At 73.7% G+C, this 13,379-nt stretch carries 10 protein-coding genes and 1 tRNA gene; 7 read left to right on the top strand and 4 right to left on the bottom strand.

Annotated features, from left to right (window positions below; genetic code table 11):
• Positions 1–7: 7 nt before the first annotated feature.
• Both ACF1AG_RS18315 and ACF1AG_RS18310 read left to right on the top strand, forming a co-directional pair.
• Positions 8–1,042 (top strand): LacI family DNA-binding transcriptional regulator, encoded by a 1,035-nt coding sequence (locus ACF1AG_RS18315; RefSeq protein WP_359606578.1) that lies wholly within the window; start codon positions 8–10, stop codon positions 1,040–1,042.
• A gap of 93 nt (positions 1,043–1,135) precedes the next feature.
• Entirely contained in the window at positions 1,136–1,711 is a 576-nt protein-coding gene (locus ACF1AG_RS18310; protein WP_359606585.1) for a TMEM175 family protein, read from the top strand.
• A 12-nt stretch (positions 1,712–1,723) separates the two neighbouring features.
• Here the strand turns inward: ACF1AG_RS18310 and ACF1AG_RS18305 are convergent, their stop codons facing one another.
• A complete protein-coding gene (locus ACF1AG_RS18305; RefSeq protein WP_359606579.1) occupies positions 1,724–2,887 on the bottom strand; it encodes a Gfo/Idh/MocA family oxidoreductase in 1,164 nt (387 codons plus the stop codon).
• 182 nt (positions 2,888–3,069) lie between these two features.
• Between ACF1AG_RS18305 and ACF1AG_RS18300 the strand changes: the two genes are divergently transcribed.
• Positions 3,070–3,143, top strand: a tRNA-Pro gene (locus ACF1AG_RS18300).
• Positions 3,144–3,263: 120 nt separating this feature from the next.
• Positions 3,264–3,932, top strand: coding sequence for an MSMEG_1061 family FMN-dependent PPOX-type flavoprotein (locus tag ACF1AG_RS18295; RefSeq protein WP_391810038.1), 669 nt, complete (start codon positions 3,264–3,266; stop codon positions 3,930–3,932).
• Between the two features lie 395 nt (positions 3,933–4,327).
• Here the strand turns inward: ACF1AG_RS18295 and ACF1AG_RS18290 are convergent, their stop codons facing one another.
• The gene (locus tag ACF1AG_RS18290) at positions 4,328–6,934 is read right to left on the bottom strand and encodes a CHAT domain-containing protein (protein WP_359606581.1); all 2,607 of its coding nucleotides are present in this window, start codon (positions 6,932–6,934) and stop codon (positions 4,328–4,330) included.
• 127 nt (positions 6,935–7,061) lie between these two features.
• On the opposite strand from ACF1AG_RS18290, the gene ACF1AG_RS18285 reads away from it, so the two are divergent.
• The 3 genes from ACF1AG_RS18285 to ACF1AG_RS18275 are packed head-to-tail and all read left to right on the top strand — an operon-like array spanning position 7,062 to position 9,606.
• Entirely contained in the window at positions 7,062–8,495 is a 1,434-nt protein-coding gene (locus tag ACF1AG_RS18285; RefSeq protein ID WP_359606582.1) for a S8/S53 family peptidase, read from the top strand.
• 59 nt (positions 8,496–8,554) lie between these two features.
• Positions 8,555–9,130 carry a sigma-70 family RNA polymerase sigma factor gene (locus ACF1AG_RS18280; RefSeq protein WP_359606583.1) on the top strand — a complete coding sequence of 192 codons (576 nt, stop codon included), beginning with the start codon at positions 8,555–8,557 and terminating at the stop codon, positions 9,128–9,130.
• On the top strand, positions 9,127–9,606 hold the full coding sequence (locus tag ACF1AG_RS18275) for a hypothetical protein (RefSeq protein WP_359606584.1): 480 nt from the start codon (positions 9,127–9,129) through the stop codon (positions 9,604–9,606). Before ACF1AG_RS18280 ends, ACF1AG_RS18275 begins: the two co-directional genes overlap by 4 nt.
• A 278-nt stretch (positions 9,607–9,884) precedes the next feature.
• Here the strand turns inward: ACF1AG_RS18275 and ACF1AG_RS18270 are convergent, their stop codons facing one another.
• Complete coding sequence (locus ACF1AG_RS18270) at positions 9,885–10,676, bottom strand: N-formylglutamate amidohydrolase (protein WP_359608208.1); 792 nt, start codon at positions 10,674–10,676, stop codon at positions 9,885–9,887.
• A gap of 312 nt (positions 10,677–10,988) precedes the next feature.
• A complete protein-coding gene (locus ACF1AG_RS18265; RefSeq protein ID WP_359605008.1) occupies positions 10,989–13,208 on the bottom strand; it encodes an NADP-dependent isocitrate dehydrogenase in 2,220 nt (739 codons plus the stop codon).
• Between the last annotated feature and the right edge of the window lie 171 nt (positions 13,209–13,379).

The following is a 13,379-nucleotide window of genomic DNA, read 5'->3' as shown; positions in this document are numbered from 1 at the left end:
CAGTCGCATGGGGCACCCCTTCCCGATCCGTGAAATCGCACGTCAGGCCGGACTGAGCGAGGCCACCGTGGACCGGGTCCTCAACGGCCGGGGCGGGGTGCGGGAGAGCACCGCGCGTGAGGTGCACCGGGCCATCGCCGACCTGGACCGGCAGCGCACCCAGGTCCGCCTGGTCGGCCGGACGTTCATGGTGGACATCGTCATGCAGTCGCCGGAGCGGTTCTCGACGGCCGTCCGCGCCGCCCTGGAGGCCGAACTGCCGTCCCTGCACCCGGCGGTGGTGCGCTCCCGCTTCCACTTCCGGGAGACCGGGCCGGCCGAGGAACTGGTCGCGGTCCTCGACCGGATCGCCCGCCGCGGCTCGCAGGGCGTACTGCTCAAGGCGCCCGACGTCCCCGAGATCACCGCCGCCGTCGGCCGGCTCGCCGCGGCCGGCATCCCGGTCGTGACCCTGGTGACCGACCTGCCGGTCAGCGCCCGGATCGGCCATGTCGGCAGCGACAACCGCGCGGCCGGCGCCACCGCCGCCTACCTCATGGGCCAGTGGCTCGGCGACCGGCCCGGCAATGTGCTCACCAGCCTCTCCAGCGGATTCTTCCGCAACGAGGAGGAGCGCGAGATGGGTTTCCGCAGCACCATGCGCGTCCGCCACCCCGGGCGCACCCTCGTCGAGATCGCCGAGGGCCAGGGCCTGGACGCCACCCAGTACGACCTGGTCCGCGCCGCCCTGGCCCGCGACCCGGAGATCCGCGCCGTCTACTCGATCGGCGGCGGCAACATCGCCACCCTGCGCGCCTTCGAGGACGCCGGACGTGAATGCGCCGTGTTCGTCGCGCACGACCTCGACCACGACAACACCCGGCTGCTGCGCGAGCACCGGCTGTCCGCCGTCCTCCACCACGACCTGCGCCACGACCTGCGCGAGGCCTGCCACGTCGTGATGCGCGCGCACGGCGCGCTGCCGCCCGCCGGGCCCACCCTGCCGTCCGCGATCCAGGTGGTCACGCCCTACAACATGCCCGCGCCCGCCGTGGCCGGGTGACCCGCCTGGCGTGTAGCCCCGCCCGCCGGGGCGGCCGTGCCTACCGTCGTGCGCATGAGGAGACCGACCACGGAAGGCGGGCCCGACCGGCTGCTGGCGCTGTCCGACGGCGTGTTCGCCATCGCCATCACCCTGCTGGTCCTCGACATCCAGGTACCGCAGGGACTGGACACCGACGAGTTCCACCAGGCGCTCGGTGACGTCCTGCCCAATCTGGGCGCCTACGCGATCAGCATCGCCGTGCTGGCCGGCTTCTGGCGCGACCACCGGGCGATCTTCCACCGGGTGCGGCTGGTGGACGCCGACGTGATCTGGCTGACCGTCCTGGGCCTGGGCCTCGCCGCGCTGCTGCCGTTCCCCACCGCCCTGGTCTCCGAGTACGGCGACGAAAGCGCCTCCGTCGTCATCTACTCGGCGGCGGTGGCCTCCCTCGGCGCGGTGCACCTCGCCCTCGCCGTCGTCGTCGCCCGCCGGCCCTGGCTGCACGGCGACGCCGAACCCCTGCGGAACGAGTTCCTCTACGCCGTCGACCTGGGGGCCATGGTGGCGGTGTTTCTGATCACCATTCCCCTGGCTCTGGTGGTGGGGCCTGCCGCCATGTGGTGGTGGCTGGTACTGGTGCCGATGAAGGTGTGGCTGGGGCGGAAGGAGGATGCGGCGGCGAGATGAGCGTCCGGTCACTCACGCGGGCGCGTCCACCGTCACCCACGCACGGTCCTCCACCGACCGCGCCATCGCGTCCAGCACGGCCGCGCTGTGCACCGCGTCCGCGAGGGTGGCGCCGTACGGGACGCCCTCGGCGACCGACCGCAGGAAGCGGTACGCCTCGATCACCTTCAGGTCGTCGTAGCCCATGGCGTTGGCCGCGCCGGGCTGGAACGCGCCGAACTCGCCGTCGCCCGGCCCGACGTACACCGTGCTCACCGGCTGGTCCTGGTAGCCGGTGCCGCGGCTGACGCCCAGTTCGTTCATCCGGCGGAAGTCCCAGAACACCGCCCCCTCGGTGCCGTGCACCTCGAAGCCGTAGTTGTTCTGCTCGCCCACGGAGACCCGGCAGGCCTCCAGCACGCCCCGCGCGCCGGAGGTGAACCGCAGCAGGCAGTTCACGTAGTCCTCGTTCTCCACCGCGCCCAGCTCGCCGCCCGTCGCACGGGAGTGCCCCGCGGTGGCGCCGGCCGGGCGGGCCCGCTCGGGCAGGAAGATGGCCGTGTCGGCGGTCAGGGAGGCGATGTCGCCGAGCAGGAAGCGGGCCAGGTCCGCCCCGTGCGAGGCGAGGTCGCCCAGCACGCCGCTGCCGCCGCGCTCCCGCTCGTAGCGCCAGGTCAGCGCGCCCTCGGGGTGGGCCGCGTAGTCGCTGAACAGCCGCACGCGGGCGTGCGTGACCCGGCCGATGCCGCCGGACGCGATCAGCTCGCGGGCGGCCTCCACGGCGGGCGCGTTGCGGTAGTTGAAGCCGACCGCGCCCTGGACGCCGGCCTTGGCGACGGCGTCCGCGACCGCCCGCGCGTCCTCCGCGGTCAGCCCGACCGGCTTCTCGATCCAGATGTGCTTGCCGGCCTCGGCCATGGCCACGCCGATCTCGCGGTGCAGGAAGTTCGGAGCGGTGATGCTGACCGCCCGCACCCGGGGGTCGGCGGCCACCTCACGCCAGTCGCGGGTGGTCGAGGCGAACCCGAACTGCGCGGCGGCCTCCTCCGCCCGCCCCGGCACCTCCTCGGCCACGGCGACCAGTTGCGGCCGCAGCGGCAGCCCTGGGAAGTGGTGCGCCACCCGTGCGTAGGCCTGGGTGTGCACCCGCCCCATCCAGCCGAATCCGACGACGGCGACGCCCAGCGCATCCACCATGACTGCCTCTCTCCGGCCGGGTCCTGTCCTGCCCGCCCACCTTCGGGCCGGGCGGAGTGTCCTGTCAACCGTTTGACAGGACAAATGTGCGGGCTCGCCGGGCTACGGCCCCGGCCCACCCGCCCCTCCGCATACGGTAGGGTTGACCTGCGAGATCACGCGGTTCGCCGCGGGAGTCGCATCGGGACGTGGCGCAGCTTGGTAGCGCACTTGACTGGGGGTCAAGGGGTCGCAGGTTCAAATCCTGTCGTCCCGACGATGCGAGGATCAGGGGCCCGCCGGTACATCCGGCGGGCCCCCGAAGCATTCCGTGCCCACCGCGCGGAATCACGCGGAGCTCTGCGCAGGACCGAGGCCGTCTTCTAGGGTCGTACGTATGACCACCGACACGGGGACCACCGCCGGCCTGCTCTACGACGCCCTGAAGGCGGACGCCCTCACCAGCACGGAACAGTTGCGCGAGCTGTATCCGCAGCCCAACGAGAACGCGGTCCGCAAGGAAATCGACCATCTCACCGACGAGACTCGGGCGTTGATCGGCTGCGCCTCGCTGGTCCTCGTCGGCAGCGCGGACGCCGCGGGCCGCGCCGACGTGACCCCGCGCGGGGGCCCGCCCGGGTTCGTCGCGGTGCTGGACGACCGGACGCTGGCGATCCCCGACGCGACGGGCAACAAGCGGCTCGACACCCTGCAGAACGTGGTGGAGACCGGGCAGGTCGGCCTGCTCTTCGTCGTCCCCGGCCGCACGACCACGCTCCGCGTCAACGGGCACGCCTTCGTCTCGGCCCGCCCCGAACTGCTCGGCCGGCTCACCGCCGTGGGCCAGCCGCCCGCCTCCGCGATCGTGGTGCGGATCGAACAGGCCTACCCGCACTGCCCCAAGTCGCTGATGCGCGGCAACGCCTGGCAGCCCGAGAAGTGGCTGCCCGCCGACGCCCAGCCGAGCAGCGCCCAGGTGACGCTGGCGCAGCTGAACCTGCCGGGTCTGACCGTCGAGCAGATCGAGGAGATCGAGCGGGAATCGCTGCGCACGCGCTACGAGTGAGCGCGAGGCCGGCCGGCCGGTCCGGGGATCAGTACGGCCGCCACGGCCAGGTGCATGAGCGCCGGGCGCCGTGCGCGTCCCGGTGTCCGTGCCGTCGCCGGCCAACGGCAGGCAGGACACGGCCAGTGCGGCGACGGCCACGGCGGTGACCACCCGGTGCCGTGGTCCTCACCGAGGTTCGGCTCGGCCCCGTGCCTCAGGAGTGCGCGCACCGTCTCGACGCGCCCCCGGCATGCGGCCGTACGCCGCCTCGGTCCACGGAGCGACCGACAAGGTGCGGCGTCGTAGGACAGCGCGGGCAGCACGGCGACCCGGTACCGGGCCGTTCCACCGGTACGGCGGGGTCGCGCACCGCCCGCGCCCTGGACACCCCGGCCGGCCCGCACGGGCCGTCCTCACGCCGCCCCGAAAGCCGTGAAGGCCCACCCCGTGGCCCGGTGCAGGGCGTCGTCCGGCATCGCCGACCGGGCGTCGCGGAGTGCCTCGGGGAGAGGGAGACCCGCGGCCAGGCCCTCGTGGAGGGCGAGCATCAGGGGGACGACCGCCGCGTCGTTGACCGGCGCGCTGCACGCCACCACGCCCGCCGTGCCCAGCGGCAGCAACGCCGTGACCAGGCCGAGGAGTTCGTCCGCGCCGACCGTGGCGAAGCGAGCCGTGTCGCAGCAGGACAGGATGATGCGGTACGGGCTGCGGCCGAGCCGTTCGAAGTCGTGCACGATCAGCGGGCCGTCCGCCATCCGGAGGGACGAGAACATGGGACCGTCCGTGCGGAACGTGCCGTGCGCCGCGATGTGCGCGAGCCCCGCCCCGTCCAGCTCCGCGAGCACCCGCGGCACCGTGGCGTCCCGGTGCTCCAGCACCGTCGCACCGCCGTACCGGCCGGCCAGCCGGGTCACCTCCGCGCCGCCCGTCGCCAGACCCGGCCCGCGCACCAGCACCTGACGTCCGCCCCACGGCGGCCGTGTCTCCCGCGCGCGCAGCCAGCTGCTCGCCGACGGGGACACGCTGACGACCCGTTCCCGCAGCGACGGCAGCAGCGCCCACGGCACCCGGTGCAGCCGCCCCGGCGGCACGATCACCACCGGGCCGTCGCCCAGGTGCGCCGCGGCGGGCCCCAGCAGCAGCTCCTCCAGGCGGCGGCCCGCCGCCTCCACCACCGGCAGCCGCGCCTGCGCCCCCGGATGGGCCAGCCGCCGCAGCCCCGCCTGCACGTGCTCGGCCTCCGTCTCGGCCGCCGCCAGCGACCCCGCCTCGAACCGCCGCACCCGGCCTTGCCCGCACAGCAGCACCTGCACCCGCCCGTCGACCACCGCCAGCTCCACCAGCCGTATGCCGTGGCCCAGTTGCTCCAGCAGCCGGCCCACGTCGAAGCGGGTGTCGTCGCCGTGGGCCTCGCCCCGCATGTGCAGGGTGCGGGAGCGGATCGCCCGCTCCAGACGGCGCTGCTCCCGCTCCAGGGCCGGCACCGGTCTGCCCTCCATCCGGGCCTCCTCGGCGCGCGCCGCGATCTCCCGGTAGGCGGTCATGTGACTCAGCAGCTCCGGGTCGGCGGGCGGCCGGGTCGGCGGCGCGGACAGCGCGGTGGCCCGCCAGCGTTCGCTCCACACCAGCAGCCGCCGCGTGCCGCCCGACCGCAGCGCGGCCTGCTGCGCCAGCGCCGCCAGCTCCGCGCCCTGCGTCGTGGCGCGCGCCCGCAGCTCCGACGCGCCCAGCGTCATCCGGTGGTCGTCCAGCACGTCCAGTCCGCGTCGGCACGCCTCCAGCACACCCCGCGTGGACGCGGCCGCCCGTGCGCGCAGCGCCTGCGCGGCCCAGCCCGTCATCCGCGCGAGCGGAGGCCCGTTGTGCCGGCTGCGCGCGGCCACCGCCAGATGCCGCTCCGCGTCCGCCGTCCGGCCCAGGTCCAGCGCGATCCGCCCGGCCAGCAGGAGCGCCTCCGGTGCGGCCGGCGCCCCGAGCTCCACCAGCCGCTCCGCCACCGCCGCCGCGTCCCGGACCAGCCGGCCCGACTTCTTCCCGGCCGCGTGGCGGGCCCCGATCAGCACCAGCCGCGCGTGCGCCTCCCACCAGGCGCGCCGCTGCCCCGCGAACAACCGCACGGCGAGCCCCGCGCGGGCCGTCGCCGTCGCCGGGTCGTCGGCCTGCCGGGCGGCCCGCGCGGCCGCCAGCAGCAGCTCCGCCTTCCGCGTCGACTGCCCGCCGATGGAGTCCAGTTCGGCGATCGCCGTGTCCGCCTCGGCCAGTGCCTCCGCCGCGAGTCCCGCGGCCATCAGCACCTCGCAGCGCCGGATGCTCAGCATGAACGTCGGCGTGCCCAGCTTCGCGTACCGCTCCTCCGCCTCGTCCAGCAGCCGCAGCGCCGCCGGGACGTCACCGGAACGGAAGGCGGCGAGACCTCGGCTCTCCACCGCGTCCGCCTTGTCGTGCTCCTGGTCCGTGACCGCCCACAGGTCCTCCGCCGACGCGAAGTCCGCCTCGGCCCGCTCCACCGCGCCCAGCGCCAGATGCACCGTCGCCCGCAGCGTCAGCGCCCGCGCCGTCCAGATCACGTCGCCCGCCTGCCGCAGCACCGGCACGGCCCGCCGTACGTCCTCCAGCGCCTCCCTGTGATGGCCCAGCACCCACCACGAGTACGCCCGCCGGAACAGCACCCGGGCCCGGGTGTGGCCGGTGCCGCGCCGTACGCCCCGGCCCAGGGCGTCCAGGCCCTGCCGGGTGCGACCGGAGTGCACCAGCGCGACCCCGAGGGTGGCGAGGACGTCCGCCTCCCGGTCCGCCGAACCCGCCCGCGCCGCCCAGTCCCGCGCCCGGCGCAGATGACGCAGGGCGAGCCGCATGTCCCCGAAGTCCCGCTGCCAGATACCGATCACCTGATGCGCCACGGAGGCGTGCAGGGGCTCGGGGCGGTGCCGCAGCACGGACTCCGCCTTCGTCAGTGCCTCGCCCGGGGCGGCGAACACCAGCGGAAGGAGGTCCTGCACCGCGTCGCTTCCCGCTGTCACCTGCACGATGGTAGTGGTCCGCAACCACGCCCCACAGGTTCGGCGTTGTATCAAAGGAGCCCTCGGAGGCTCTTCATCACGACAGCTCCGCGGCTCCGGCCCCGTCGCCCCAGTGGAGGACCACGCCATGCCACCCCAGCGCTTCCGTGAGCAGTTCCGGCAGATCCAGCGCTCCATGCCCGGCGTCCCGCTGGCCGTGGGACCCGACGACGCGGGGGAGTTCCTCTACGAGAAGGGCGTCGTCCTCGCCCGCGAGGGGGAGGAGGCGCAGGTCGTCGAGGACACCGTGCGCGGGCACTTCCGCACCTTCGCCGCGGGCGCCCCGGACCGCGTCCGCCGTCTCGGTCCCGCCGGCAACCGTTCCGGCGTCGTCCGCATCCAGGTGTCCGACCCCGGCGAGGGCGACGCCGGCGGCGACCCTGCCGTCTCCGGCGCCCTGCGCGCCCTCTCCGCGGTGGAGGGCCGCGCCGGACGCCGCATGGTCACCCGCAACCACGTGGTGCACATCGCGGTCAACGCCTGCCCCGGCGACGAGCCGGTGCCCGTGGCGCGCGATGCCCGGCCCAACCCGGCCGTCGCCGAGACGGACGGCGAACCCGGCGAGGACGCCGCGCGCGTGCTGGTCGTCGACACCGGCCTGATGCACGACTACCGCTCCTACCCGCCGCTCGCCCGCACCGTGGGGGACGCGCAGGTCGCCGAGTGCGACGACGACGGGATCCTCCAGCAGTACTGCGGACACGGCACGTTCATCGCCGGACTGGTCGCCGCCGTCGCCCCGCACACCGACATCACCGTCAGCGGCGCGCTCAACGACGCGGGGGCGGTGCTGGAGCACGAGTTCGGCGAGAAACTCTTCGACGCCGTCGAGGCGGGCGGCTGGCCGGACGTCCTCAGCCTCTCCGCCGGCACGTCCAACGGCCGCACCGACGGACTCCTCGGCGTCGACGCCTTCATGCGCGAACTGCGCCGGCAGCGCACGCTGCTGGTCGCCTGCGCGGGCAACAACGGCAGCGCCACGCCGTTCTGGCCGGCCGCCTACGCGGACCTGCCCGGATACGAGGACGCCGTGCTGTCGGTCGGCGCGCTGCGCGCGGACGGCGAGGCCGGCGCCTGCTTCAGCAACCACGGCGGCTGGGTGAAGGCGTACGCCCCCGGCGAACGGCTGACCAGCGCCCTCACCGGCTTCGAGACGCCCGTCCCGTACGTGTACCAGCACTCCACCTACGACGCCTGCCGCTACGGCTCCGACTACGTCTGCACCTGTCACCACCCGCGCCACACAGGCGTGTTGAGCGAGGACGGCGGCACCGCCAAGCCGGATCAGGTGATGTTCGAAGGGCTCGCGCAGTGGAGCGGCACCTCGTTCGCCACCCCCGTCGCGGCCGGCATGATCGCTTCCCACATGGTGGCCCGCGGGGAGCGCGACCCACGCGTGGCCCGTCGGCAACTTCTCGACGCCGTCGACGAGTTCGTGGACGTACGCGGGACGCACAAGGCGGCGCTGCTGCCGCCCACCTGGCGCCCCGTGCGCGTCCCGGCCCCCACCGCGCGGCCATGACGATCGGAATCTTCCCCTCCGCGGCGTACCATGACGTGCCGTACACGAGGGGTGGCACCGTGGAGCGTTCGGAAGTCGGCGCGTTGGTCCGGTCCGCTGTCGACGGAGACGCGGCGGCCTGGAAGGCGATCGTGGAGGGGCTGGGCCCGCTGGTCTGGTCCGTGGTGCGCGCGCACCGGTTGTCCGACGCCGACGCCCACGAGGTGTACCAGACCGTCTGGTTCCGCTTCACCCAGCATCTGGACCGCATCCGGGAGCCGGAGAAGGCGGGCTCCTGGCTGGCCAGCACCGCGCGTCACGAGTGCCTGAAGGTGCACCGCCACGCGCGGCGGCTGGTCCTGACGGACGACCCGCACATGCTCGACACGGTCAGCGAGGACGGCGAGCCCGAACAGGCGCTGCTGGAGACGGAGGAGGCCGCCGCGCAGGGGGAGCGGGTACGGCGGTTGTGGCAGGCGTTCGAGGAACTGGGCGAGCGGTGCAGGCAGTTGCTGCGCGTGCTGATCGCGTCTCCGCCGCCCAGCTATCAGGAGGTGTCCGCCGCGCTCGACATCGCGGTGGGCAGCATCGGGCCGATGCGCCAGCGCTGCCTGCGCCGGTTGAGGGCCCGGCTGGAGTCACGGGGGACGGTATGAGCGACGACATCAGCAGCGGCAAGGGCTTCGGCGACGGCCCCGGCGTCGAGGAGGAACTGCTGGAGGAGGAGCTGCGGCAGGCCGCGTCCCTCCTGGACCCGGTGCCGCCGGCGCTGCTCCAGAGCGCCGTGGACGCCTTCGCGCTGCGGGACCTGGAGGCGCGGGTCGCCGAGCTGACCTTCGACTCGCTCGTCGACGCGATCCCCGTGCGGGGCGCGGCGGCGGCTCCGCGCATGCTGACGTTCAGCGCGGGGGAGACGACACTGGACGTCGAACTGACGGACGAGGGCCTGATCGGTCAGGTCCTCCCTCCGGCGCCCGCCCGTATCGACGTCCTCACGGGCCCCCACCCGGCGGCGACCACCACGGCCGACGACATGGGCCGCTTCACGGCCACGGTGACCCCGGCCGGGCCGTTCGCCCTGCGGCTGCACACGACCGGCGAGACCGTGATGACGGAGTGGCTCCGCGTCTGAGCAGCGCGTCCTTCAGGGGCGGTGGGCGCGCGTGGCGGTGAGCCGTGCGGCCCGGCGGACGCGTGCGGCTGCCGCTCCCCCGGGCCGTCTTCGAGAGGCGCCGCGCTCCCGGACGGACGCGTGAGCTGTCCAGGCGAGCGCCTGTGGTTCCGGTCCTCCTGCGGCGGATACCGGGGACGCCCGTCGAGGGCGCGCGGGAGGCGCGTCGTGTCCCGGCCGGGGTGGCTGACCGCCGCCTGAGGCCGGGGCGCCTGACCCGCAAGCGGCCCGTTGTCGCCTCACACCGCGTCAATCAGGGAGGCCAGCGCCGACGCCAGGCGCGTCACTCCCTCGTGGGCCGGGCCGCCCGGCTCCGTCATGTACGTGTCGCGGCGGATCTCCACCATCAGGGCCGTCACCTCCGCCCGCTTGCCGTAGTACCTGAGCGGGACGTACGTGCCCGCGAAAGGGCTGTCCAGGCCCGTCTCGCCGCACCGGGCGAACGCCTCACGCGCCGCGTCGAGGAGGGCGGGCGGGGTGTGGAAGGGGTCGGTGCCGAGGCAGACCGGGGGCCGGGGCCCGTCGGCGTGGAGCTCGTAGGGGAGCGGGGCCGTCGGGTACGAGTGCACGTCGACGATCACGCAGCGTCCCGTCGCCGCGAGCCGGTCAGACACCGCCTCCGTCATCGCCGACGCGTACGGGAGGAAGTACCGCTCGATCAGCGGGCCCGCGTCGAAGCCGTCGGGGCGGAGGGCGTCCTTGTGCGTGGTCCGCGTGTAGACCGCGCCCAGGCCGACGGCGAGCATCTCCTCCCGCTCGTCCGGGAACCGCTCCGGGTCCACGACCAGCCGCGACAGCCGGTTCACGAACCGCCACGGCGTGACCCCGGCCGCCCGGGCCGCCTCCTCGGCGATCGCCGCGGTGTGCGCGTCGGTGATGTGGTCCAGTTCGCGCTCCAGCACGGCGTCGTCCAGGACGATCCCGGACCGTACGTCGTCCGGGATCTCCCGCGCCGAGTGCGGCACATGCAGGATCACGGGGGAGGCGGCGTCGCCGGGGAGGAGGTCGAACGAGGGCGGCACGACGGTCATGCGCTGCTCCAAAGGTGCTGTCGGTGAAGTACGACGATCAAGGTGCCACACGTCACTGACAACGGCCCTGGACGTCCCCACCCGGCCCCGGACGCTCTCCGGCCAGGCCCGGACGCTCTCCGGCCGGCCCCGGACGCTCTCCGGCCAGGTCCGGACGCTCTTCGGCCAGGCCCCGGAGGCTTTCCGTCAGGCCCCTGAGGCACCGGCCGCTCCCCTCACCCAGGATTCGGGGAGCCCCGCCCAGGCCACCGGACACGGCTCCGCCCCGGCCGGGCAGGTTGCCGGCCGGGGCGGAGCCCAGGGTCGTCCGGATCAGCTCAGGGACGCCAGCGCCTCGTTCCACGTGGTGGACGGGCGCATGACCGCGGCGGCCTTCGCCGGGTCGGGCTGGTAGTAGCCGCCGATCTCGGCCGGCTTGCCCTGGACGGCGGCCAGCTCCTCGACGATCTTCGCCTCGTTGGCCGCGAGGGTCTCGGCGAGCGGCGCGAACGCCTTCGCGAGGTCCGCGTCCTCGGTCTGCGCGGCCAGCTCCTGAGCCCAGTACAGGGACAGGTAGAAGTGGCTGCCGCGGTTGTCGATGCCGCCGACGCGACGGGTCGGGGACTTGTCCTCGTTGAGGAACGTCGCCGTGGCGCGGTCGAGGGTGTCGGCGAGCACCTTGGCGTGCGCGTTGCCGGTCGTGGAGGCGTACTGCTCGAACGACGGCACCAGTGCGAAGAACTCACCGAGGGAGTCCCAGCGCAGGTAGTTCTCCTTGACGAGCTGCTGCACGTGCTTCGGCGCCGAGCCGCCCGCGCCGGTCTCGAAGAGGCCGCCGCCCGCCATCAGCGGGACGACCGACAGCATCTTGGCGCTGGTGCCCAGCTCCAGGATCGGGAACAGGTCGGTCAGGTAGTCGCGCAGCACGTTGCCGGTGACCGAGATGGTGTTCTCGCCGCGGCGGATGCGCTCAACCGACAGCTTGGTCGCCTCGACCGGGGCGAGGATCCGGATGTCCAGGCCCTCGGTGTCGTGCTCCGGCAGGTACTGCTTCACCTTGGCGATCAGGTTGGCGTCGTGCGCGCGGGTCTCGTCCAGCCAGAAGACGGCCGGGTCGCCGGTGGCGCGGGCGCGGGTGACGGCCAGCTTCACCCAGTCGCGGATCGGCGCGTCCTTGGTCTGGCAGGCGCGGAAGATGTCACCGGCGGACACGGCCTGCTCGATGACGGCGTCGCCGTTGGCGTCGACCAGGCGGACGGTGCCGGTGACGGGGATCTCGAAGGTCTTGTCGTGGCTGCCGTACTCCTCGGCCTTCTGCGCCATCAGGCCGACGTTCGGGACCGAGCCCATGGTGGACGGGTCGTAGGCGCCGTTGGCGCGGCAGTCGTCGATCACGGCCTGGTAGACGCCCGCGTAGGAGGAGTCCGGGAGCACCGCGAGGGTGTCGGCCTCCTGACCGTCGGGGCCCCACATGTGGCCGGAGGTGCGGATCATGGCCGGCATGGAGGCGTCCACGATGACGTCCGAGGGGACGTGCAGGTTCGTGATGCCCTTGTCGGAGTCGACCATCGCCAGGTCCGGGCCCTCGGCGAGCTCGGCGTCGAAGGACGCCTTGATCTCGGCGCCCTCGGGCAGGCTCTCCAGGCCCTTGTAGATGCCGCCCAGACCGTCGTTCGGGGTCAGACCGGCGGCGGCGAGCTTGTCGCCGTACTTCGCGAACGTCTTCGGGAAGAAGGCGCGCACCACGTGGCCGAAGACGATGGGGTCGGAGACCTTCATCATCGTGGCCTTCAGGTGCACGGAGAACAGCACGCCCTCCTGCTTGGCGCGGGCGACCTGCGCGGTGAGGAACTCGCGCAGCGCGGCGACGCGCATCACGGAGGCGTCGACGACCTCGCCCTTGAGGACCGGCACCGACTCGCGCAGCACGGTCGTGGAGCCGTCGTCGCCCTTGAGCTCGATGCGCAGCGCGCCGTCCTCGGCGATCACGACGGACTTCTCGGTGGAGCGGAAGTCGTCCTGGCCCATGGTGGCGACGTTGGTCCTGGACTCGGAGGACCAGGCGCCCATGCGGTGCGGGTGGTTCTTGGCGTAGTTCTTCACCGAGGCGGGGGCGCGGCGGTCGGAGTTGCCCTCACGCAGGACCGGGTTGACGGCCGAGCCCTTGACCTTGTCGTAGCGGGCCTGGATCTCCCGCTCCTCGTCGGTCTTCGGGTCGTCCGGGTAGTCCGGCAGCGCGTAGCCCTTGCCCTGCAGCTCGGCGATCGCGGCCTTGAGCTGCGGGATCGACGCCGAGATGTTCGGCAGCTTGACGATGTTGGCCGCGGGCGTCTTCGCCAGCTCACCGAGCTCGGCGAGGGCGTCCGGGATGCGCTGGTCCTCGGTGAGGTACTCCGGGAACACGGCGATGATGCGCCCGGCGAGCGAGATGTCCCGCGTCTCCACGGCGACACCCGCCTGCGAGGCGTATGCCTGGACCACCGGCAGGAAGGAATACGTCGCCAGGGCCGGGGCCTCGTCAGTGTGCGTATAGATGATGGTCGAGTCAGTCACCGGGTGCTCCGCTCCACGTCTGCAACATTGCTCGACATCAAGATATCTTGTGACGGCCCCGGGCTCGACAGGGGTCCACGCCGAGTTCCCGGGGAGCGCCTCGCCGGGGCACGGCTGCGAGAGGGAGCGCGGCGCGCCGGGAGCGCCCCGCAGGGGCGCGGGGAACCGCTC

The organism is Streptomyces sp. NPDC014764, from assembly GCF_043082785.1.
GTDB lineage: Bacteria > Actinomycetota > Actinomycetes > Streptomycetales > Streptomycetaceae > Streptomyces > Streptomyces althioticus.
The sequence above is the reverse complement of the archived record's forward strand: the minus strand, read 5'-3'. Positions and strand labels throughout refer to the sequence as shown.